The sequence below is a fragment of the Nocardia sp. NPDC051570 genome (assembly GCF_044454005.1).
GTDB lineage: Bacteria > Actinomycetota > Actinomycetes > Mycobacteriales > Mycobacteriaceae > Nocardia.
Map to the genome: position 1 here is coordinate 102691 of NZ_JBITDI010000006.1, position 22067 is coordinate 124757.

17 protein-coding genes, 1 tRNA gene and 1 pseudogene are annotated in these 22067 nt (G+C 66.9%); 14 read left to right on the forward strand and 5 right to left on the reverse strand.

Annotated elements, in window-relative coordinates; all coding sequences use genetic code 11:
- Window positions 1–92 precede the first annotated feature (92 nt).
- On the reverse strand, window positions 93–1001 hold the full coding sequence (locus tag ACIA76_RS16660) for a diacylglycerol/lipid kinase family protein (protein ID WP_397152682.1): 909 nt from the start codon (window positions 999–1001) through the stop codon (window positions 93–95).
- A gap of 21 nt (window positions 1002–1022) precedes the next feature.
- Window positions 1023–2027 (reverse strand): bifunctional lysylphosphatidylglycerol flippase/synthetase MprF, encoded by a 1005-nt coding sequence (locus tag ACIA76_RS16665; RefSeq protein ID WP_397152683.1) that lies wholly within the window; start codon window positions 2025–2027, stop codon window positions 1023–1025.
- Between the two features lie 182 nt (window positions 2028–2209).
- Between ACIA76_RS16665 and ACIA76_RS16670 the strand changes: the two genes are divergently transcribed.
- The 6 genes from ACIA76_RS16670 to ACIA76_RS16695 are packed head-to-tail and all read left to right on the forward strand — an operon-like array spanning window position 2210 to window position 8726.
- Window positions 2210–3817 carry an aldehyde dehydrogenase family protein gene (locus ACIA76_RS16670; protein WP_397152684.1) on the forward strand — a complete coding sequence of 536 codons (1608 nt, stop codon included), beginning with the start codon at window positions 2210–2212 and terminating at the stop codon, window positions 3815–3817.
- 8 nt (window positions 3818–3825) lie between these two features.
- Window positions 3826–4962 (forward strand): acyl-CoA dehydrogenase, encoded by a 1137-nt coding sequence (locus ACIA76_RS16675; protein ID WP_397152685.1) that lies wholly within the window; start codon window positions 3826–3828, stop codon window positions 4960–4962.
- Window positions 4963–4973: 11 nt separating this feature from the next.
- Window positions 4974–6230, forward strand: a complete 1257-nt coding sequence (locus tag ACIA76_RS16680) for an aspartate aminotransferase family protein (RefSeq protein WP_397152686.1) — start codon at window positions 4974–4976, stop codon at window positions 6228–6230.
- Between the two features lie 15 nt (window positions 6231–6245).
- Window positions 6246–6746, forward strand: a complete 501-nt coding sequence (locus ACIA76_RS16685; protein WP_397152687.1) for a type II toxin-antitoxin system RatA family toxin — start codon at window positions 6246–6248, stop codon at window positions 6744–6746.
- 1 nt (window position 6747) lies between these two features.
- On the forward strand, window positions 6748–7230 hold the full coding sequence (locus ACIA76_RS16690) for a hypothetical protein (RefSeq protein WP_397152688.1): 483 nt from the start codon (window positions 6748–6750) through the stop codon (window positions 7228–7230).
- Complete coding sequence (locus ACIA76_RS16695; protein WP_397152689.1) at window positions 7227–8726, forward strand: MmgE/PrpD family protein; 1500 nt, start codon at window positions 7227–7229, stop codon at window positions 8724–8726. Before ACIA76_RS16690 ends, ACIA76_RS16695 begins: the two co-directional genes overlap by 4 nt.
- A gap of 41 nt (window positions 8727–8767) precedes the next feature.
- Here ACIA76_RS16695 and ACIA76_RS16700 read toward each other — a convergent pair.
- Window positions 8768–9817, reverse strand: a pseudogene (locus ACIA76_RS16700) (BTAD domain-containing putative transcriptional regulator); the annotation flags it as partial.
- A gap of 168 nt (window positions 9818–9985) precedes the next feature.
- Here ACIA76_RS16700 and ACIA76_RS16705 point away from each other — a divergent pair.
- The 5 genes from ACIA76_RS16705 (at window position 9986) to ACIA76_RS16725 (ending at window position 15884) form a co-directional block, all read left to right on the forward strand.
- Entirely contained in the window at window positions 9986–11407 is a 1422-nt protein-coding gene (locus ACIA76_RS16705; protein WP_397152690.1) for a LuxR family transcriptional regulator, read from the forward strand.
- A 127-nt stretch (window positions 11408–11534) separates the two neighbouring features.
- Window positions 11535–11620 (forward strand) — tRNA-Lys (locus ACIA76_RS16710).
- A gap of 139 nt (window positions 11621–11759) precedes the next feature.
- Window positions 11760–13250 carry a flavin-containing monooxygenase gene (locus ACIA76_RS16715; RefSeq protein WP_397152691.1) on the forward strand — a complete coding sequence of 497 codons (1491 nt, stop codon included), beginning with the start codon at window positions 11760–11762 and terminating at the stop codon, window positions 13248–13250.
- A complete protein-coding gene (locus ACIA76_RS16720; RefSeq protein WP_397152692.1) occupies window positions 13247–14488 on the forward strand; it encodes a KasA/KasB family beta-ketoacyl-ACP synthase in 1242 nt (413 codons plus the stop codon). The genes ACIA76_RS16715 and ACIA76_RS16720 overlap by 4 nt, the downstream gene beginning before the upstream one ends.
- Window positions 14489–14498: 10 nt before the next feature.
- On the forward strand, window positions 14499–15884 hold the full coding sequence (locus ACIA76_RS16725) for a flavin monoamine oxidase family protein (RefSeq protein WP_397152693.1): 1386 nt from the start codon (window positions 14499–14501) through the stop codon (window positions 15882–15884).
- Window positions 15885–15942: 58 nt separating this feature from the next.
- Here the strand turns inward: ACIA76_RS16725 and ACIA76_RS16730 are convergent, their stop codons facing one another.
- Window positions 15943–17223, reverse strand: coding sequence for a cytochrome P450 (locus ACIA76_RS16730; protein ID WP_397152694.1), 1281 nt, complete (start codon window positions 17221–17223; stop codon window positions 15943–15945).
- Between the two features lie 239 nt (window positions 17224–17462).
- Between ACIA76_RS16730 and ACIA76_RS16735 the strand changes: the two genes are divergently transcribed.
- Together ACIA76_RS16735 and ACIA76_RS16740 are read left to right on the forward strand one after the other, a co-directional pair.
- Window positions 17463–18899, forward strand: coding sequence for an MFS transporter (locus ACIA76_RS16735; RefSeq protein ID WP_397152695.1), 1437 nt, complete (start codon window positions 17463–17465; stop codon window positions 18897–18899).
- Window positions 18900–18994: 95 nt separating this feature from the next.
- A complete protein-coding gene (locus tag ACIA76_RS16740) occupies window positions 18995–20410 on the forward strand; it encodes a dihydrolipoyl dehydrogenase family protein (RefSeq protein ID WP_397152696.1) in 1416 nt (471 codons plus the stop codon).
- 10 nt (window positions 20411–20420) lie between these two features.
- Here ACIA76_RS16740 and ACIA76_RS16745 read toward each other — a convergent pair whose 3' ends face one another.
- On the reverse strand, window positions 20421–20723 hold the full coding sequence (locus ACIA76_RS16745) for a hypothetical protein (protein ID WP_397152697.1): 303 nt from the start codon (window positions 20721–20723) through the stop codon (window positions 20421–20423).
- A 288-nt stretch (window positions 20724–21011) separates the two neighbouring features.
- Between ACIA76_RS16745 and ACIA76_RS16750 the strand changes: the two genes are divergently transcribed.
- Complete coding sequence (locus ACIA76_RS16750; RefSeq protein WP_397152698.1) at window positions 21012–22025, forward strand: LLM class flavin-dependent oxidoreductase; 1014 nt, start codon at window positions 21012–21014, stop codon at window positions 22023–22025.
- Window positions 22026–22067 lie beyond the last annotated feature (42 nt).

Genomic DNA, 22067 nt, shown 5'->3' on the forward strand with positions numbered 1-22067 from the left:
GTAGAGAAGATGTGTAGTCGCCGCCGGAGCTTATTATCCTATTTCCGTCTGACATGATGTTGAATCGCGTCGTGCCGAATTTCAGCACCATGTCAGGAGATCATCCGCGAGGGCGTCTGGATGGCCCGCTGCCGGGCGCCGAACGCCGCGGGCAGTGGCACGGGCACCAGCACCTCGAGCGCATTCGGCAGCGCCCGGATCGTGCAGGTGCTCCCCAGTTGCCGCAATTCGCCGTCGTATTCGATGAGCAGGGGCCGATCGTCGACGCGTTCGATGACGATCCGCGTGCCACGGCCGTATCGGGGCGCCGCTGTCGCATTGAGGAAACAGATATCGAGCAGGCCGTCGTCGATCACCGACTCCGGCAGCATCTCGAAACGCCCGCCCCGGAAACGCATGCCGCCGACATAGGTGCCGAGCAATTCGTCGTTGTAGGCGACCGTGCCGTCGATGCGGACCCGGACCGGATACGGCCGATGCTTCCGCAGGGCCGCGGCGGTGGCGTCGCTGAGCAGATCGCGTCCGGAGCCGGACATGGTCCGCGCGATATCGAGGGTGGCGGGCAGCAGGCCGGTCGTGGTGCCCAGCAAGACGATTCGGTTGATCTCCTCGATGCGGGCGAGGTCGACCGTCACGCGGGCCAGGGTTCCGGTGGCCAGCCCTGCCACGATATCGGTCCAGGGCCGGTCCTCGCACAGGCCGCAATAGCTGGAATTGCCGGTGCCCGCCGGCGCGATGAGCATCGCCCCGGTCGCATTCCCGCGGTGCAGTCCCGCGGCGACCTCGCCCACGGTGCCGTCGCCGCCGATCGCGACGACCACCTCGGCCCAGTCCGCGGCGGCCTGCTCGCCGGCGAATCGTTCCGCATCGCCGGGACCCTCGGTGAATACCGCGCGCACGGCCAGTTCCCGGCGATCGTGCAGGGCCCGCAGCAGGCCGCGCGGATCGCCGCCGGCGGCGGGATTGACAATCGCGAACACGCGTATGCGCTCATCGGTCACGGTGACCACATCTCCTCGATCTCATATGCTGTTCGTCACCCGGATCAGACTCCAGATGGCACGCGGCGACAGCCACCGCGAATAGGCGATGTACTCCGGAAAGACCGCCGTCGGATTCCATTTCAGCTTGTAATCCAGCTGCGTCTGCGAGGGATAGACCAGCTCGCCCTTCTCGGCCAGCAGCCGGACTATGCGCGATACCGGCCGGCTCGCGGTCGGCAGTTCACAGCCCGGATCCAGACCGGTGAACGGTGTGAAGCCGAAATGCAGCCAGCTCGCGCCGCTTTCGCGGAATCCGGTCGCGGCGTGGAAGTTGATCGCCTCCATCACCCCCGGCGGGGCCTGCGGGATGCGCCGGCTCAGATCGTGCAGCCAGCCCGAATACTGTCCGTACACTGGGGCGAACGAGAGATAGCCGATCGGCTCACCGGCGATCGTCCCGAGGAACAGCTTGCGAGAGGACTGCGCCGGTCCGCCGATCTCGCCGATCAGGAACTCCAGCTCCTTGACGTGGCGGCCCTTCTCGCGCAACCACCGCCGGTCGATATCCGCGATGGCGCCCGCGTACTCCTCGGCGTCGACCTCGGCGATCTCGAGACCGGCCCGGCGCGCCCGGGAGATCTTGTTGCGCAGGCTGACGAACTTCTTGCCCTTGAGGGTCATATCGGCCAGATCGACCGCATAGGACGCGCCCGCCTGATTGACCCGCATGCCGATATCCGCGTAGAGCCGGGCGTCGGCCCCCTGCACCTGCAGCGCCAGGACGCGGCGGCGTTGCCGATGCGCCTCGGCGAGAAAGCTTTTCAGCAATTCGGGCCGTTCGCTCGGCTCGGCGAACGGGCCGCCGAATTGGATCCAATACTTCCCGACCGGGCGATAACAGACGAATCCGAATATCCGCGGATCGGTGTAGAGCACATTGCTCCGGTTCAGCGCGAGAAAGGCGCTGGGGTTGTCCGAACACCGCCGCAACATGTCCACGGCGAGGGTGTGATCGAGTTCGGGGGTCGTCCGCGTGGACTCCATCCGCCCACCTTCCGCATAGTTGGGTCACTCGTAGCCCGATGTGGTTCGCAGCCAGTCTCGTGACGACTTCTGATACGGCTCTGACGAGAAACCCGATACACCCCAATACATCTCAGGGGCAAGTCAGCCCGGCGGGGAAAACTGTCTGTTCGTATACCGACGAGTGGACGGATAGGCCGACTATGACACCGAGAACTTCCGACGACTTGCTGGCCTATGGCAACTATGTCGACGGCGTGGACATCGGCAGCGACAAATGGGTTCATGTCCTGTCGATGGAGGCGATGCTCGGCGACTCGTTCCAGAGCCTGCGCCTCAAGCGTGACCTCGACCGCGGGACATTGGATCCGGCGACCTTGGCGCCGGGAGTCGTGGTGGGCCGAGTGGCGCTTGCCGACGAGGAGATCAACCGCAGGGCGCTGGCCGCGGCGGCGAAGGCCGCGGTCGAATGGCGGACCTTCCCGCTGGATGCCCGATTCGACATCCTGGCCCGGGTGCACGACGCGGCCCGCGAGCATGAGGACGAACTGATCCGGATGCTGACCCTCGAGGGACATCCGCTCGAACTGGCCAAATGGGAGTTCGCGGGCATCCTGGAGGCGACGAGCGAACCGGCCCGGGAGTTCCTGCGCGATCAGCTGTGGCGGGAGTACAAGACCGAGGACGGCCGGCGGCGCATCGTGCGCCGGCAGCCCGACGGCGTGGTGTGCGTCAATCCCCCGGCGAACGCGCCGATGGCGAGTTCACTGCTGGCCGCGCTGGCCATGGCGTCCGGCAATGCGGTGGTGGTGCGCGCGCCGCGGACCGCGCCGCTGGGAGCCATGTACGCCATGCGCGAGATCATCGCGCCGCTGCTGGAGACGGCGGGCGCCCCGGCGGGCACGTTGAATGTGGTGTGCGGGCATCCCGCGCCGCTGCTCAAGCTCTGGCTGGAGAGCCCGCATGTCAACGACATCATGTACTTCGGCAGCGTGGAGCCCGGCCTGAAGTTCGAGCAGAAGTGCGTGGCGGCCCGCAAGAAGCCGATTCTCGAACTGGCGGGCAACGATTCGGTGCTGGTCTGGGCCGATGCCGATCTCGATCATGCGGCCGATGCGATCGTCGAGGGGTTCTTCGGATCCGGCCAGCTGTGCATGATCCCGAATCAGGTACTGGCACATCCCGATATCGCCGACGATCTGATCGAGCGGGTCGCCGCCCGCGCCCGGGCCATGCGGCCCGGCCTGCCGGATACCGAGGGTGTCGTCCTGTCGCCGGTGCTGCGGCACGACGGATTCCACGCGTTCTTCGACGACGCCATCACCAAGGGCGCCACGCTGATCACCGGCGGGCGCGGCCTGGCGCTGGACGGCACGCCCGATGACACCGGATTCTTCCTGGAGCCCACGGTGCTTCGGGTGGACGGCCTGGCCAAGGCCCGCGAGATCGACGCGGTCCGGGAGGAGACGTTCTTCCCGCTGATCCCGATCGTCGTGCCCGAGCCCGGCGAGAACGGCCCCGAATTGCTCAGCGCCCTCATTCATTTCGTCAACACCAACACCTACGGGTTGCGGAACTCGATGTGGGCCAAGGACCCCGCGGTCATCGACCGGTACGTCGCCGAGGTCGTCAACGGCGGTCTGTTGAAGGTCAACGAATCCCACATCTCCTTCGTCTCACCGCTGCCCTCGCACGGCGGAACCGGCGTCACCGGAGGCGTATTCGGTGAGGCCAACTATCCGGTGCTGCGCACCACCCACCTGCAGGGCGTGGCCGTCTCCGACGGCGATCGCGCACCGCGTTACCGCTAGGAGAATCCATGAGAACACTCGACGAGGCGCGCACGACCTGCGAAACCTATTTGCCCGGACTGTATTCCGCGCTGGACGAGATCCCGCTGCTCGAGCTCGAGCGGCGGGGGAATCCGGGGCTGGAGCTGTTCCGCAAGCACGGCGGACCCGCCCTGGTGATTCCGAAGAGCTACGGCGGGCTCGGGGCCGGCCCCCTCGACGCCATGCGGGTGATGCGGGCCATCGGTTCGCGCGCGCCGTCGCTGTCGGTCGCCACCGCCATGCATCACTTCTCGGTCGCGACCGTGTTCACCCTCGCCGACAGCCTGCGGGCCCGCGGTACCGAATGGGCGATCCTGGAGGGCATCGCCGACCAGAATCTGCTCGTCTCATCGGGTTTCGCCGAGGGCCGGCCGGGCCAGGGCATCCTGTCGCCCGCGGTGCGGGCCGAACGAACCGAACGCGGCTTCATCGTCAACGGCGCCAAGAAGCCGTGCAGCATGACTCATTCGATGGATATGCTGTCGGCCAGCGCGGCCGTGCCGACCGCCGACGGCGGCACCGAGATGATCCTGCTGCTGATCCCGGCCAAGAGCGAGGGCATCACCACCCATCCCTTCTGGGGCAGTGACATTCTCGCCGGCGCCGAGAGCGACGAGGTCCGGCTGACGGATGTGTTCGTCGACGAACGGCTGGCGACCGCGGCCGAGGTCGACGACAGCGGCGCGATCGATGAGATGCAGACGACCGGCTTCGTCTGGTTCGAACTGCTGATCACCTCCTGCTATCTCGGCATGGCCAGCGCGCTCGTGGAGCGGGTGTTCACGGCCGGGCGCAGCGGCGGCCAGGCCCTGGCCGACCTCGGCGTCCGACTCGAAACCGCCACGCTGCTGCTGGAATCCATCGCGCACTCGCTGGAATCGGGCGACGGCGACAACACCGTGCTGGCCAAGACGCTGGTAGCCCGCTTCGGCGCGCAGGACGCGGTGGCCGATGTGGTCACCCGGGCCACCGAGGCGCTGGGCGGCATCGCCTTCATCCGCTCGCCGGAGGTCGCCTATCTCGCCTCGGCCAGCCGCTGTGCGGCCTTCCATCCGCCGTCGCGGGCGAGCAGCGGCGATGCCCTGGCCGAGAGCCTGGCCGGCGGCGTCTTCCGAATGAACTGACAGGCAGGCAGATGACCACAGCAGATGACACCGTCTCCTCCGAGTGGGTGACCCGGGTGACCAAGGCCCATCTGGGCAGCGGCCGGGCCCAGGTCGGCACGATGGTCGGCGGCCATGTCGAGGTCGAATCCGACGGGGTGTGGATCTACACCAGCGACGGCGGCAAGTTCCTCAACGTCGGCGGGTACGGGGTCTTCATCATGGGCGCCCGGCATCCCCGCGTGCTCGAGGAGGTCGAGCGGCAGCTGAACACCCATCCGGTCGGCACCCGAATGTTCTTGGAGCCCACCGCGGCTCGCGCGGCGCAACTGCTGACCTCGGTGACGCCGCCGGGTCTGGACCGGGTGTACTTCGCCGGCTCGGGCACCGAGGCGACCGAGGCGGCGATCAAGATCGCCCGGCTGTCCGGCCACCGCCACCTGATCTCGACCCACGGTGGCTACCACGGCAAAACCCTTGGCGCGCTGTCGATTACGGCCAAGAGCGTGTACCAGGATCCGTTCCGGCCGCTGCTGCCCGATGTGACCCACATCCCCTACAACGACACCGCCGCCCTGGCCGCGGTGCTGGAACGGCACGGGGAATCGGCCTGTGTCTTCCTCGAACCGGTCCAGGGCGAGGGCGGCGTGATCGTGCCGGCGCCCGGCTATCTGAAGACGGCCCGGGCGCTGTGCACCGAATACGGCGCGATGCTCGTCGTCGACGAGATCCAAACGGGCCTGGGCAGACTCGGCGCCTGGTGGGGTTGTGACAAGGAGCAGGTGGTGCCGGACATCCTGTTGTCCGGTAAGGCCCTGGGCGGCGGCGTGATGCCGGTCTCGGCGGTCATCGCCGCCAAGGACGCGTTCACCCTGCTCGAACGCGACCCGTTCCTGCACACCTCCACCTTCTCGGCCGCGCCGCTGGCCATGGCCGCGGTATGCGGTGCGATCGAGGCCATCCGCGAGGACGGTCTGGTCGACAAGGCCGCTGCCCTGGGCGAACAACTGGCCACGGCGATCACCGAGATCACCGCGCGCCATTTCGGCCCGCGCCTGCACGAGGTGCGCGCCAGCGGCCTGCTGATCGGGATCGAGCTCACCGAACCGGGAATGGCCGGGGCGCTGCTGATCGACCTGGTCGACAACAACATCATCGCCAACTTCTCCCTCAACTCCAACACCGTGCTGCGCCTGACGCCCTCGGCGATCATGACCGCCGACGACGTGGACTTCCTCCTGGATCGCTTCGAACGTGCCGTGCGGACGACCGCCGGATACTTCTCCTGAAAGGTGAACCCGCCCATGCGAACCGTCACACTCACCGTTGAATCCGCCGGCTGCGACGCCGATGCCGCGTTCGCGCGGATCAGCAAGTTCGACACCTTCCCCGAGCTGATCGACGACGTCCGCTCGATCACCGTCCGCGAGGCCGACGGCGGCACGATCACCAGCGACTGGGAGGTGTACTTCCGCAACGGCCCGCTGCGCTGGTCGGAGGTGGACTACTTCCAGCCCGAACAGCGCCGCATCACCTTCGAGCAGATCGAGGGCGATTTCGAGGCGTTCCGCGGCCGCTGGCAGGTGACCGAGCAGGGCATCGGTTGCCGGATCGAATTCGAGGTCGCCTTCGACTTCGGGATCCCCAGCCTCGAGGGCGTGCTCGAGCCGATCGCGACCAAGGTGCTCAAGGAGGGGATGGCCTACGCCCTGCTGCAGCTGCTCGGCGATGCCGAGGTCGTCGGCGATCCGGTCGTGGCCGCCGCGCTCACCGCCAAACTGGCCGCCGCGGCACCGGCGGCCTGAGATGGACCACATCAACCGCTTCGACAGCCGCACCACGCTGTGGCTGATCCGCGGCGAGTACGGGATCGCCCTGCTGGTCAGCCTCGGGCTGTTCGTCTGGCATCTGGGATCGGTGTATTGGCCGACCGCGATCGGGTTGTTCGTCTACATCGATCTGATCGGATACATCCCCGGGCTCATCGCGCATCTGCGCGCGAAGGACGGTGAGGTGTCCACGGTCTACTACGTCCTGTACAACACGATGCACAGCTTCATCACCCAGGCCGCCGTGCTCGCGCTGTGGACATGGGCGTTCGGCTGGGGCTGGGCGCTGCTGGTGGTGCCCATCCATCTCTGCGGCGACCGTTCGATATTCGGCAACTTCATGAAGCCGTTCAACGCACCGTTCGAGCCCAAGCCGATACCGGCGTTCGTCGAATTCCAACGACGGCTGACCGAGCGCCGGGCCGCGCGGGCCCATACCCTGCAGGGGTCGCTGTCGTGACCGCCGTCGAGGTCCGCAATCCCACCGAAACCCTTGCCGCATGGGCGAGTTCGCTGCGGTTCGACGATATCCCGGAGGCCACCGTCGCCTTCGCGCGCAGTCAGTTGATCTCGACGCTGGCCACGATCCGGGCCTCGCTGTCGCATCCGCTGGGTGAGCGGCTGGTGCGGGCCTTCGGGCCGCCGACCCAGGCGGATCCGAAGCAATCCGCCTATGTGCTCGCGGGTTTGGCGAACTGCTTCGACTTCGACGATGTGTCCTATGTCGGGCACCTGTCGGTGTCGACGGTCTCGGTGGCGGTCGCGCATGCGGCCGCCCTCGGGCTCGACGGCCGGGATCTGCTGACCGCGGTGATCGCGGGCAACGAGTGCGCGGCGCGGCTGACGGCGGCGACGATCCTCGGACCCTTCTTCCGCGGGCAGACCGCCACCCACTGTCACCTCACGGGCGCGGCCGCCACGATCCTGCGCGCCAGGGAAGCGACTGCGCCACAATGGAATTCAGCACTGGGGCTCGCACTGGGCATGCAGTCGACTCCGCTGCATGCGGCGCTGCTGGACAGCGATCTGAAGATGCTCACCGCCGCCGCGCCCGTGCGGATGGCGCTGGACGCCTGCGCCGCCGCCGAGGCGGGACTGATCGGCGCTCCCGATATCCTCGGTCGCACCGGCGGGCTGCTGGCCCAGCTGTCCACGATCCAGCTACCGGATGCGGTAGTGACGGGTCTGGGGCGGCGATGGCATACCGACACACTGACATTCAAACGATTCCCGGGCAGCGCCTATTCGATGGCGGCATGGGAATGCGCGCAGCGGCTGCACAGCCGGATCGGCACGATCGCCCCGGAGACGGTGCGCCGCATCGTCATTCACGGATCGCTGCTGACCTGGCTACTCGACCTCAAGGTGCGTGAATACCTGCGCGGGGCCGACACCTCGGTGACGGCCGCGAACTTCAGCACCGGATACGGCGTGGCGACGCTGCTGCGCACCGGGGATCTGGGCGCCCACGATTTCACCGCATCGGCCCTGGCCGATGCGGCGCGGTGGAATCTCGCCGCCAAGGTCGAGGTCGAACACGATATGGAACTGTCGGAGGATATGGTCAAGGCCACCTCCCCGCTGGGAGAGACCTTGCGGGTGGCCGGACATCGCGCCGCCGAATGGCCCGATCTGGCCGCCTGGGCCGGCGACGACATCCTGGCGCGGTTGGACGAATTGGGTCCTCCCGCGGACACTTTCGACGAGGCGACGATGACCATCGGGGCTCGGATGACCATCGAGTTCACCGACGGCCGCACGATCACCGAGGAATGCCGCCGACCGATCGGCATGTCCGGGCCCGCCACCCGCCGCAACCATCAGGCGATCGTGCGGGAGAAGTTCCTGCGCACCGGCGGCGGCACCGCGGCCCTCGCCGACCTGGAACGACTCGATGTCCTGGATTCGGCGAGCGTGCGGCGAGCGCTCTCGGAGGCGATCGGTAACTCCGAATGAGCGGCGCCCGGGAGCGGTCCGGCCAATGCGGACCGCACCCGTTCGCCGGGCAGGATGCCGAGTTCCTCCCGGAAGACGGTCTGCGCATCGCGGAAGGCCTGATGGGCCTCCGCGTGCCGGCCGGATCGCCGCAGCGCGATGATCAGCGACTGCCACAGCTGCTCGTTGAGGGGGTCGGCGTCCAGGAAGCGCCGCGCGTTGAGCACGACGCGCCGATCGTGGCCGATATCCAGCCACGCGGCCAGCAGCACCTCCCGCGCCGTGGCGCGCAGATGCCGCAGTTCCTCGGCCTTGCTGACCACCAGGGGACCGTCGTCGACATCGGCCAGTGGCTCACCGCGCCACATCACCAGGGCATCGGTGAGCATGGCGACGACCACCGACGGAGCGCTCGGGTACAACGACAACGCGTGTTCGACGCGGGATTCGAAGTTGTAGACGTCCACGGCATCTCGATCGATATTGAGGCGATAACTCGATTCGACCGACTCCAGCAGATGCGGATCGAGAGAGTTCGCCCGAAGCCATCGACGCAACCGCGCGATGTGCGCATGCAAAGAATTCACCGAATCGGCGGTACCCGTCAAGTGGAGTTCCTCGATCAGTTCATCACGACCGACCGGTTGCCCGACTCTAACGCACAACACCGCCAAGATGCACCGCAATTTCCTACCGGAAAGTCTTGTCGCTTCATGGCCGTCGACGAGGGTACGCATTGGCCCGAGGATATCGATCCGCACTGTGGTCACATCAGCCTCGCTCACACATATCATTTCGCCGCCGCACACAGTTACCGCGGCCGCGGACGTTGTCTCATCGACAACGGCACAGGACTTCGCCGAGTTCAAACTCCGCGCACTATGCAAGCTAGCAAGGTCCGAATGAGTGGCACACCCACACGTTCGGGTAGCTCCTGTTATCGGGGCAGCACTACCGTGGGGTAAACCCCTATAGGCACTTTGCCAAGAACACACCAAGAACACATCAAGAGCCGGGTAAAACCGCTCGCCCACCAGGGCCGTCGACCAGCACAGGGCCGGTGGGTGCCCTGTCGACGAACGACGCTCCGAATGAGCCAGAACGGACAACATGCAACAAACCGGCTGGCCTGCATGTAATTCAATGGCGCTCGACAACGTCAAAGCCTCAGGTTAAGCGCGCGAACGGCCTCGAGTCAAAACCTGAGAGTGCGACCAACGTCCCGCTGTGGTTCAATTCAGATGAATTTGAAGTATCCTGTCGCAACAGGGGGGAAGCTGATGGCCAGTGTGAATCGTCGTTCAGGCACGCCGGCTACAGCCTATGCGGCCGGGGCGTTCGACGAGAACGCCTACACCCCCAAGTCCATCAGCCATGTGCTGTATCTGATCGCCGCCAATCATCCCGGCGACATGGACGCCGCAACCGTACGGCAACTCCGGGCGGCCCATCTCTGCTGCGTTCGCGGCGATCTGCGGACGGCGCTGAAGCTGGTCGACGAACTCCTGACCCAACTCCACGACGCCGGGCTCGGCGCCGATTCCGTCGCGGGTTTCCGGCTGTTTCTCCAATCGATGATCACCGAACCCTCGGGCCGCCCCGCGCGGATGGACACCCAGATCGACTCGGATAAACCGGGGATATTCACCACGGTGTCACAGTGTATCGAATCCAATGAGCGCTGGTATAGCGGAGAATTGACCGAGGGGCTGCGCCTGAATCAAATCGCGGTGGATTCCGCACGCGATCTGCCGGCCACCTGGCAATTGTATTCGACACTGCTTCTCTCTAAGAAGCTCACGGATGTCCACGTGCCGGTGCAGGCACTGGCAACCATCGCCGACCTGGGCGAGCATGCGCGAAGGTCGGGTCTGCAGATCTACGAGTCGGTACATCTGGCACTGCGCTCGGCCGTCGAATTGCAATCCGCGGATTTCGAGCGCGCGATACGAACCGCGCGCGAATCCATGCGCATGGCGGAGGAACGCGAGACGACCATCGGAGTGAAGCTCGCGTGGTCGGTCCTGGGCTATGCCTACGCGGGTTCGGGCAGATTCTCGGAGGCGACCACGGCGTTGCGCGAGTTCTACGCCCGATCGACCGATTACGTCCTGCCCGACTCCATCGCACGGGCGAAGTTCGCCGAAATCGCCGTCATCGCGGCCTGTCACGGTAACCGCGTCGTCGATCGCATTCAGTCCAACTGGGATCTGCTGGGGACCGACGCCGGATTCTTCCTCGAGGACCTCAGCCGTCCGGCGTGGCTGATCACGACGTGCGCGCGAGCGGGCGCCACCGATCTCGCGACCCGGGCCCTGCACGCGATCGAGCGGCTGGCGGAGAAGAATCCACAGGTACCGGCCGCGATCGCCGCGCTGGACCTCGCACGCGACGCATTCGCCAACCCGGAGGACGCGCCCCCCGCCCTGCTGACGGCCCATGAGGTGGATTTCGAGATCGTGCCGCTGCGCCTGCCGCCGGCCACCGAGCCCGTGGTGATCTTCGACAGTTCGCTGAGCCAGCGCGAGAAGGATGTCGCCGCGCTCGTCGAACGCGGGATGACCAACCGTCAGATCGCGAATCAGCTGGGCATCTCACCGCATACCGTGAACTTCCATCTGCGCAAGATCTTCCGGAAACTGTCGATTTCCACGCGCAGTGAGCTCAGCAGCCTCGTCGCCGGGAATCGCCACCACGACTGAGACGGCCCGGCGAACGATGTCAGATCCGTTTCAGAACGGTCTGGCACAGTGATTCTCACATCGATCGAACAATGGAGTCCGACGATGTCGGGCCATCGTACGGACAATGACGTTCGTCGATGGATATGGAAGGGTACCCAAAGTGGCCCAAAGGGGACCGGACTTTGTTCGGCCGAGGTGATACTCACGCAGGTTCGAATCCTGCCCCTTCCGCTCGCTTGCACATCTGATACCGACCTGAACCTACAGGCCATCGATTTCAGAGCGGTCTCAGGAATTTCCGGGAAACTCGAACCGAGCCCTTCGGGGCGATATGGGGACAGCTACGGAACGAAGTGCGGTGAAGAGAATTATGGCATCGACCGAACAGACGGAGCCACAGTATCCGAACGTTCTCATTGTCGGCACCGGGCTGGCCGGTGTCGGAATGGCGATCAAACTGCTCGAGGCGGGCGAACGCAACTTCGTACTGCTCGAAAAGGCCGACGGCGTCGGCGGCACCTGGCGCGACAATACCTATCCGGGATGCGCCTGCGACGTCATGTCGATGATGTACTCGTACTCCTTCGCGCCGAATTCCGGCTGGAGTCGTATGTACGCCGGACAGCCGGAGATCCTCGATTACATCCGCCGCGTCGTCAAGGAATACGAGATCGAACCGTATATCCGGTTCCAGTCCGAGGCCGTATCCTACGAATTCGACTCGGACAGCGATCGCTGGATCGTCCGCACGGCCGCGGGCGAGGAATATCGGCCCCGATTCGTCGTCGCGGCCCACGGTGCATTGCACAATCCCAACATCCCTGATTTCAAGGGCCGCGAACGCTTCACCGGCCCGGTATTCCACTCCGCCCAGTGGGATCATTCGGTGGATCTGACCGGAAAGCGGGTCGCGGTCGTCGGCACCGGCGCCAGCTCGGCCCAGTTCGTGCCCGAGATCGCCGGCACCGCGGCTCATGTCGAGGTATTCCAGCGCAATCCGCACTGGGTGCTGCCGAAACCGGACCGGTTGGTCAGCGATCGGGAACAACGCCTATTCAAGACCGTTCCCGGCCTGATGAAGATCTACCGCAACATCGCCTTCTGGTCTCATGAGATCCCGGTGCTCGGATTCTTCAACCCCCGCCTGCTCGTCCTGGGCAAGCTGGCCGCGATGCGCAATCTGCGCAAACAGGTGCCCGATCCGGAACTGCGGCGCAAGCTCGTCCCGTCCTACACCTTCGGCTGCAAGCGGATCCTGCTGTCGAGCGACTTCTATCCCGCCCTGACGCGACCCGATGTCAGCCTCGTCACCGAGAGCATCGAGGAGCTCACCGAATCCGGCCTCCGCACCGCGGACGGCACGGTGCACGAGGCGGACGTGATCATCCTCGGCACCGGCTTCTCCACCGACAACCGTTGTGCCACAGAACATATCGTCGGCCGCGACGGGTTGACCATCCAGCAGGCGTGGAGCGACGGCATGCAGGCCTACCTCGGCATGTCGGTGGCCGGCTTCCCGAACTTCTTCATGATCATGGGCCCGAACTCCGGCGGCGGCTCGCAGTCGATCCTGTTCGTCATCGAATCCCAGGTGCGCTACATCGTGCGGTGCCTGAGCATGATGCGCGAGCAGGGCCATACCCGGCTCGAGGTGCGCGCCGATACCCAACGCGACTTCAACCACTGGCTGCACGGCAAGCTCGACAAATCCGTCTGGAATTCCGGCGGCTGTCACAGCTGGTTCCTCGATCACACCGGCCGCAACCGGCAGTCCTGGCCCGGCACCGGCGCGAGCTACTGGCGTGCGGTCCGCAGGCCCGAATCCGATGCCTTCCAGCTATCCGGCGCGGGAGCACGATGATGGCAGGCCTCGCATTGCGATCGGCCGTCGTCACCGGCGTCGCGGCCATGACCTCGATCGCCGACGATATCGACATCACCTGGAAGGGCCTGCTGGAGGGCCGCAGTGGGATCGAACGACTCACCGACCCGTTCGTCGAGGAGTTCGACCTTCCGGTGCGCATCGGCGGTCATCTGACCACCGATCCGGCCGAGATGTTGTCCTATCAGGAGAAACGCAGGCTGGCCTATGTCGAACGGCTCGCGCTGGTGCTGCAGCGGGCGCTGTGGCAGCGGGCCGGCTGCCCCGATGTCGACCCCGAACGCCTGGGCGTTGCCATCGGCACCGGCCTCGGCGGCGCCGACGCCTATGTCGAGACCAGCGATCGGCTGCGTGACGGCGGCTACCGCAGGGTGTCGCCGCATGCGGTGTCGATGATCATGCCGAACGGGCCCGCGGCGGTCGTCGGGCTCGAACTCGGCGCGAAAGCCGGTGTCCTCACTCGCATTTCGGCCTGCGCCTCGGGTTCGGAGGCCATCGCCAACGCCTGGCAGATGATCGCCCTCGGCGATGCGGACATCGTCGTCTGCGGGGGCGTCGAGGGGCATATCGCGGCGGTGCCGACCGCCGCCTTCGCCATGATGCGCGCGATGAGCACGCGCAACGACGATCCGGCGCATGCCTCGCGCCCCTTCGACGCCGACCGCGACGGCTTCGTCTTCGGCGAGGCCGGGGCGCTGCTCATCGTGGAGAGCGAGGACCACGCCCGGGCCCGCGGCGCCGCGATCCATGCCCGCTTACTCGGCGCCGCGATCACTTCCGACGGTTACCATCTGGTGGCTCCGGAGCCCTCCGGGGTCCATGCCGCGCGGGCGATCACCCGGGCGGTCGAGCGGATCGGGCTGACGCGCCACGACATCACCCATGTCAACGCCCACGCCACCGGCACCCCGATCGGCGATCTGGCCGAGGCGCGGGCGATCCGCACCGCGATCGGCGAGCATGCCTCGGTCTACGCGCCGAAATCCGCTGTGGGACATTCCATCGGCGCGGCGGGGGCGCTCGAATCGGTCCTGACGGTGCTGAGCATCGAGAACGAGATCATCCCGCCCACACTGAATTACGAGACCCCCGATCCCGAGATCGGCGATCTCGACATCGTGGTGGGCGGCCCGCGACGTGGGCGCATCGACTACGCGGTCAACAACTCCTTCGGCTTCGGCGGCCACAACGTGGCGCTCGTCTTCGGGCGGTATTGAAAGGTAAGCAATGACAAAGGATTACGACGTCGCCGTCGTCGGCGCGGGGGTGGCCGGCCTGGTCGCCGCCCGGGAGTTGACGCGGCAGGGCTATCGAGTGCTGGTCGTCGAGGCGCGCGATCGCGTCGGCGGCCGCCTGCACGGCGCCGAACTGCCCGACGGCGGGGAAATCGAAATGGGCGGCCAGTGGATCGGTCCCGGTCAGGACCGTATCGCCGCGCTGATCACCGAACTGGGCCTGTCCACCTACCGCACCTACGACAAGGGCCGCCGGCTGTTCGAATTCGACGGCCGAATCAGCAAGTACTCCGGGCGGATTCCCCGATTGAGCCCGTGGGTGCTCGCCGATGTCGGCCAGGCGCAGCTGCGCCTGGATGTGGCCTCCCGCCGCATCGCCCAGCAGCCGTGGCGGGGCGCGGATGCGGAGAAGCTGGATCGGCAGACGTTCGCGGACTGGCTGTATCAGCGGTGCCGATCCCAAGGCGCGCGCGATGTGCTGCGGCTGAGCACCGAGGCGGTGTTCTCGGCGGAGCCGGAGGAGATCTCGGCGCTGTGGGCGCTGTACTACTTCGGGTCGGCCGGGGGCGTGGACGCGGTGCTCAACACCGGCGGTGGGGCACAACAGGATCGGGTCGTCGGCGGCTCCCATCGGATACCGCGGGCGCTGGCCGCCGAACTCGGCGACCGCATCATGCTGGAGAACCCGGTGACGGCGATCGAATGGAGTTCGCACGCGGTGCTGCTGCACGGCGCACGCGGCTCGATCCGGGCGCGCCGCGCGGTCGTGGCCGTCCCGCCGGTCATCGGCGCGGCCATCGACTTCACCCCGGAGCTGCCCGCCGGGCGCCGCGAGCTGCTGGCCCGGATGCCCATGGGCCGGGTCATCAAGTTCAATGTCGTCTACGACGAACCGTTCTGGCGCACAGCGGGTTTGAGCGGACAGGCCAACAGCACCACGCGCGCGGTCGGCACCGTCTACGACAACACGCCGCAGTCGGGATCGGGTGGTGTCCTGGTCGGCTTCCTGGAGGGCCGCCATGCCGATGCCTACTCCGGCGCAACGGAAGCGGTACGGCGGCAGGTCGTCCTCGACGATCTGGTCGCCTACTTCGGCCCGGCCGCCGCGACACCGCGGGCCTTCCTCGAATACGACTGGAACGCCGACGAATACGCGCGCGGCGGATACGGGCCGTACGCGATTCCCGACACCCTGGTGCGCTACGGATCCGCCCTGCGCGAGCCGGTGGGCCCGCTGCACTGGGCAGGCGCGGAGACGGCGGTGACCTGGGCCGGGTATATCGACGGCGCGGTCGAATCCGGTTACCGCACCGCCGCGGAGATCCGGGCCGCACTCCCCCAGCACGAACCGCTGGTGCCCAGCAGCGTCGAGGCGTGATCCGACGAACGACGGCGCGGGCCGGATGTCCTCCGGCCCGCGCCTTCTTCATAGGGTCTCAGGGAATCAGTGTGGCCGGAAGTGATTGCCAGCCATGCAGATTGATCGTCCCGCGTCGCACGGGCGTGCTGTCGAGCTTGATCTCGGAGAACCGATCGTAGAGCGAGCGCAGCGCGATCTGACCCTCCAGCCGCGCCAGATTGGCGCCGAGGCAAGTGTGGATCCCGTTGCCGAAGGACAGGTGGTCCCGGGCGTTGGGCCGGGTCACATCGAATCGGTAGGGATCGGGGAACACATCGGGATCGTGGTTCGCGCCGCCGAGCAGCATCATCACCACCGCGCCCTTGCCGAACTCATGCCCCTCGACCTCGAGATCCTCCATCGCCACGCGCGCGGTCACCTGCACCGGACTATCGAAGCGCAGGATCTCCTCGATCGCCCCGGGCCAGCGCTCGGGTTCGGCGCGCAACAGCTCGAGCTGTTCGGGATGGTTCTGCAGCAGCACGATGCCGTTGCCGAGCAGATTGACCGTGGTCTCGAATCCGGCGCCCAGCAGCAGCGCGGTATTGGTCAGCAGCTCGCGCTGGTTGAGTCCGCCGTTGGCGATCAGATGGCTGAGCACGTTGTCACCGGGCTCGCGACGCAGGTGATTGATGTGTTCCTCGAAGTATTCGGCACCCTCGCGCAGGCCCTGGACGGCCGTGCGGAACGGCTTCCATGCCGGACACAGATCCAGCAGCGGCGCGCCGCCGATACCCCATTTCAGCAGGTTGGGATGAGTTTCCTTCGGCGCGCCCAGCACCGCGCCGATGATCGCCACGGGCAGTTGCGCGGAGAAGTTCTCCATCAGATCGGGCGCGGGCGAGGCCGCCAGGCCCGCCAGCAGCTCCTCGACCTCCGCGACGATCTGCTCGCGCAGTTTCTCGATCGCCCGGTGATTGAACGGCTTGACCACCAGGCGCCGATAGCGCGTGTGATCCGGCGGATCCACCCGGACCATCGCCGGCGGCTCGACCGGATTGGGAATGCCCAGATCGGTTTGGCGCAGCAGCCACTGCACCGGTTTCGATCGCGCGTCCCGCGGCGGCACCACCGCACTGAATCGCTTATCGCGCAGGATCGCGGTCGACAGGCGGTGATTCACCGTGACCGACAGCAACCGCCGCCGCAGCAGCGGACCCTGATCCCGGATCTCCTCGATGAAGCCGTCGGTCTCGTTGCCCCGCTCGGATTCGAGGAGGAATCGTGCGAGGGGATCGGCACGACGAGCCTGTCGATAGATGACCGTGCGCGGCAGACCGTACGAGGCTGCCCACCATAACCATGCCCGCGTCAGCACGTCGTTCTCCTTGCCAGAGCACCCGATACCGGCCTTCATCGTCCGCCGATGGTCTGAAACAGCGCTGAAGCTGCCGGGCGCGGGCGGCATCGGTGGCATCATTGCCGCAGGTGGACCGAGAGGCCCACGGCGGCAACGGCTCTCACGGCCGAGATGACCATGGAATTGACCGGTTGCAGTAAGTATACGGTCGAACGTATCCTGTTCTGGACATCGAGCCGAAAGGTACGGGGGTTCTTATGGATGACGTAGCGGCGAAGACGGCTGCCACGCCCGATACGGTAACGACACCGCGGCCGCCGGTCCGCGATCACTCGACGGCCATCGTGTGGACCCTGTGTGCGGCCGCGTTCATGGCCATGCTCGACGTATTCGTCGTGAACGTCGCGTTCACCAAGATCGGTGAGACGTACCATGGTTCGACTCTGGCGGATCTGAGCTGGGTTCTCAACGGCTACGCGATCGTCTATGCGGCACTGTTGATTCCGGCCGGACGTTTCTCGGATCGCTTCGGGCGCAAGGCCGGATTCATGGCCGGTCTCACCGTATTCACCGTCGCGAGCCTGCTCTGCGCGGTAGCCCCCACGCTGTGGGCGCTGATCCTGTTCCGCGTGATCCAGGCCATCGGCGCGGCCACCCTCACCCCCGCCAGCCTGGGACTGCTGCTGACGGTACTGCCCGCGGCGCGGGTGCCGGGTGCGGTGAAGATCTGGGCGACCACGAGTTCCTTCGCCGCGGCGGTGGGTCCCGTGGTCGGCGGCGCGCTGGTCGAGGCGTCGTGGCGCTGGGTGTTCCTGATCAATCTGCCGGTCGGCATCGTGGCCGGAATCGCGGCCATGCGCCTGGTCCCGAACCTGCGGCAGGAGATCAAGACCCGGATACCCGACCTGATCGGGGTGGCGCTGCTGATCATCGCGATCGGCGCGCTGTCGCTGGGCCTGGTCAAGAGCAGCGACTGGTCGTGGGGCAGCGCGGCGACGCTGGGCTCGCTGCTCGTCGCCGTCGTGGGACTGATCCTGTTCGTCGTGCGGATGCTGCGGCATTCCGATCCGGTGATCTCCCCCGCGCTGTTCACGGTGCCGACCTTCGTCTGGGCCAACGTCACCGTGCTGCTGTTCTGCATCGCCTTCGGGGCCTGGTTCCTCAGCATCGTGCTGTGGTTGGAGAACGCGGCCGGCTTCAACACCATCCAGACCGGCCTCGGCATCGTGCCGGGACCCATCCTGGTGCCGGTCTTCGCCATCGTCAGCCAGCGACTCATCAAGCGGATGCCGGTGGGAATGGTTGTGGCCCTGGGCAATGCGATCTTCGCCATCGGCACGATCCTCGTGATCGCCGGCGCCGCTACTCCGGTGCACTACGCGAGTCAGGTCCTGCCCGGCTGGGCGCTGTCCGGAGTCGGCATCGGGCTGGCGCTGCCCAGCATGATCGCCACCGCCGCGGCCGGCCTGCCGCCGAGCCAGTCGGCCACCGGTAGCGCCGTGGTGAACACCGCCCGCCAGCTCGGCTATGTCCTGGGCGTCGCCATCCTGGTCGCGATTCTCGGTTCGCTCAGCGTCACCGGTGATCGGCTGGTCAGTGCCTTCCAGCACGGCTGGTGGTTCATCTTCGTCGCGGCCGCGATCAGCGTGGTGACCGCGTTCGGCATCACTCCTCGGGCGTCCAAGATCTCCTAGACCGCCGAGGCGGGGCGATTCGTCCCGGTGAGCAGCAATCCCCTTCCCGCTCACCGGGGCGTTTTCGTCTGGGTCGCGGCCCCGCGCATGGAACCATGTCCACAGGGCCGAGGCCGCCGACCGATCCGAAGGAGCTGGACGAGATGCCGATCGAGACCGTGGACGCCGTGGTGATCGGGATGGGACCGGGCGGCGAGGATCTCGCCGGCCGGCTGGCCAGGGCGGGCCTGGCGGTGGTCGGGGTCGAGGGGCGGCTGCTCGGCGGCGAATGTCCGTACTACGCCTGTGTGCCGACGAAGATGATGGTGCGCGCGGCCGAATCGCTCGCCGAGGCCCACCGGGTCGACCAACTGGCCGGATCGGCTCGGGTGCAACCGGATTGGGCCCCGGTGGCCACGCGCATCCGCGACGACGCCACCAACAACTGGGACGATACGGCCGCGGTCGAGCGATTCGAGAAGGCCGGGGGCCGATTCGTGCGCGGCTGGGGCAGAATCTCCGCGCCGGGCGAGGTGACGGTCGCTACCACCGAGGGTCCCCGGATGTTCCGCGCGACGCGGGCGATCGTGCTGAATCCCGGTACGGCACCGATGATTCCGCCGATCGAAGGCCTGGCCGACACCCCCTACTGGACCAATCGCGAGGCCGTCACCACCACCCGGGTGCCGGATTCACTGATCGTGCTCGGCGGCGGACCGGTGGGAATGGAGTTCGCGCAGGTGTTCTCGCGCTTCGGCGCGGCCGTCACGGCCGTCGTACGCAGCCGGATCCTGCCCAAGGAGGAGCCCGAGGTGATCGAGCTGGTCTCGAAAGTCCTTGCCGACGAAGGGATCACCCTCCGAACCGGGGTCGAGACGACCCGCGTCGAACACGACGGCGAGCGGTTCACCGTACATCTGAGCGAGGGCGAACCGCTGCGGGCGCAGGGCCTACTGGTGGCGACGGGGCGGCGAACCGACTTGTCGGCCTTGGGAATCGGCGCGATCGGACTGGATGAACACGCGCGCGGCATCGAGGTCGACGACCATCTGCGCGCCGCCGAGGGCGTCTGGGCCATCGGCGATGTGACCGGCCACGGCGCGTTCACCCATATGTCGATGTATCAGGCGCGCATCGCGGCCGCCGATATCCTCGGCGCCGCAACCGAACCCGCGCGATATCACGCGGTGCCGCGGGTGACCTTCACCGATCCGGAGGTCGGCGCGGTCGGCATGACCGAGGCGCAGGCCCGCGCCGCCGGACTGACCGTGCGCACGGCCGTCACCGATCTGGCCACCTCGACGCGGGGCTGGATCCACAAGGCGGGCAACGCGGGACTGATCAAGCTCGTCGAGGACGCCGAACGCGGTGTGCTGGTGGGCGCCACCTCGGTGGGCCCGGTCGGCGGCGAGGTATTGAGCGCCCTGGCCGTCGCCGTGCACGCCGCGGTGCCCACGGCCACCCTGCGCGAGATGATCTACGCCTATCCGACCTTCCACCGCGCCATCGAGACCGCGCTGAACGAGCTGTGACAGGAGAAGTTCATTGCGCAGGGTGCCAGGACCACACCTCGGGAATCTCGCCGCGGAACGGCGCGATCGAGGCGGGTTCGGCGGGCGCCGAGTCCACGACTTCCGATGTCTTGGTGCTATGCCCACAGCAGGTGAGCCGCGCCGACAGATCCTCCACCACCGGACGGTCGATGCCGTCCAGCAGGCACCGGGCGCATACCCGGTACGGCAGATCCAGATCGTCGGCGTACTCCTCGACGTGTGCCAACCACCAGCACGCGACGCTTACCGCTGCAATGAGCAGCACAGAGATCACGGCGGACAGCACGACCATTGGCCCTCCCGTTGCCATTGCGCGTCCCCGGGCGCAGGTTGCGTGTTGAAACTTATTGCCAGACGTGCTGCGGAGTTGCCTCCCCGCACTGCCGCGTACACATCCACCTGCATCTTCCACCCGAATACATCGAGAGAACAAGGGTCAGTCACGCCACAAGCGTTTAGCAATACTCAACGATCCCGCCGGATGTCCGGCGCGGTCGGCGACTGAGACGAAAGTTTCTGTCAGTTTGCGCTGGTGAGCGCACCGGCGGAATGCTCACCGGGCGTCGGCGTTATTTCAGGCATGAGTTCGTTGCGCGCTGTTCGGTTCTCGATCCTGGATCGGTCCCGGGTCCGGCAGGGGCAGGATCACCCGGCGGCGCTGCGGGAAACGGTCGAATTCGCACGATTGGCGCAGGGGTGGGGCTATCACCGGTTCTGGGTGTCGGAACATCACAGCGTGCCGGGCGTGGCCGGATCCGCGCCGACCGTACTGGCGGCCGCCGTCGCCGCGGCCACGACCCGGATTCGGGTGGGCACGGGCGGGGTCATGCTGCCCAATCATCAGCCGCTGGTGGTGGCCGAACAGTTCGGCGTGCTGGAATCGCTGTTCCCCGGGCGGATCGATATGGGTCTGGGGCGCTCGGTCGGCTTCACCGGCGGGGTGCGGCGCGCGCTCGGGCACGACCGCGACGATGCCGACGAATTCGACGCCCAGCTGGCCGAGCTGCTCGACTATCTGACCCGCGGCCGCGGCGGCGTGCACGCCTGGCCCACCGAGGGCCTGCGGATTCCGGCGTATCTGCTGGCGACCGGCTCCGGTGCGACACAGCGGGCCGCGGAGTTCGGTCTGCCGCTGGTCATCGCGGCCGTGCGCGGCCGGGACGCGATGGTCGAGGCGATCGAGCGGTACCGCGCGGAGTTCCGGCCCACGCCGTGGGGTGAGCGGCCGTATGTGATGGTGTCCTCGACGGTGCTCATCGCCGATACCGAGGCACGGGCACGGCGACTGCTGCTGCCCGAGGCGTGGGCCGCCACCTATTCCCGCACCCACGGCGAATTCCCGGTCCTGCTGCCGCCGCGCGACATTCACCCCGAACAGATGACCGCGCGGGAACGCGCCCTGTTCGACGAATCACTGCGCGGCCATATCCACGGCACCGAGGACGCGGTCGCCGAGGCGCTCGAGGATCTCATCGCCCGCACCGCGGCCGATGAGATCCTCGTGCACACCAGCACCTACGACCGCGATGCCCGTCTCGAATCCCATGCGCGCCTGGCGCAATTGGTCGCGCTGACGCCGCAGCCGGTCGGCTGACGGGCCAGGTCGCCGACCGCGACCGTAACCCCCGAGGACCAG

What these genes read in the sequence shown, in the direction of transcription:
- ACIA76_RS16665 (WP_397152683.1), bottom strand. Translation starts at nt 2,027, where the DNA reads ATGGAGTCCACGCGGACGACCCCCGAACTCGATCACACCCTCGCCGTG.
- ACIA76_RS16670 (WP_397152684.1), top strand. Translation starts at nt 2,210, where the DNA reads ATGACACCGAGAACTTCCGACGACTTGCTGGCCTATGGCAACTATGTC.
- ACIA76_RS16675 (WP_397152685.1), top strand. Translation starts at nt 3,826, where the DNA reads ATGAGAACACTCGACGAGGCGCGCACGACCTGCGAAACCTATTTGCCC.
- ACIA76_RS16680 (WP_397152686.1), top strand. Translation starts at nt 4,974, where the DNA reads ATGACCACAGCAGATGACACCGTCTCCTCCGAGTGGGTGACCCGGGTG.
- ACIA76_RS16685 (WP_397152687.1), top strand. Translation starts at nt 6,246, where the DNA reads ATGCGAACCGTCACACTCACCGTTGAATCCGCCGGCTGCGACGCCGAT.
- ACIA76_RS16690 (WP_397152688.1), top strand. Translation starts at nt 6,748, where the DNA reads ATGGACCACATCAACCGCTTCGACAGCCGCACCACGCTGTGGCTGATC.
- ACIA76_RS16705 (WP_397152690.1), top strand. Translation starts at nt 9,986, where the DNA reads ATGGCCAGTGTGAATCGTCGTTCAGGCACGCCGGCTACAGCCTATGCG.
- ACIA76_RS16715 (WP_397152691.1), top strand. Translation starts at nt 11,760, where the DNA reads ATGGCATCGACCGAACAGACGGAGCCACAGTATCCGAACGTTCTCATT.
- ACIA76_RS16720 (WP_397152692.1), top strand. Translation starts at nt 13,247, where the DNA reads ATGATGGCAGGCCTCGCATTGCGATCGGCCGTCGTCACCGGCGTCGCG.
- ACIA76_RS16725 (WP_397152693.1), top strand. Translation starts at nt 14,499, where the DNA reads ATGACAAAGGATTACGACGTCGCCGTCGTCGGCGCGGGGGTGGCCGGC.
- ACIA76_RS16735 (WP_397152695.1), top strand. Translation starts at nt 17,463, where the DNA reads ATGGATGACGTAGCGGCGAAGACGGCTGCCACGCCCGATACGGTAACG.
- ACIA76_RS16740 (WP_397152696.1), top strand. Translation starts at nt 18,995, where the DNA reads ATGTCCACAGGGCCGAGGCCGCCGACCGATCCGAAGGAGCTGGACGAG.
- ACIA76_RS16745 (WP_397152697.1), bottom strand. Translation starts at nt 20,723, where the DNA reads ATGGTCGTGCTGTCCGCCGTGATCTCTGTGCTGCTCATTGCAGCGGTA.
- ACIA76_RS16750 (WP_397152698.1), top strand. Translation starts at nt 21,012, where the DNA reads ATGAGTTCGTTGCGCGCTGTTCGGTTCTCGATCCTGGATCGGTCCCGG.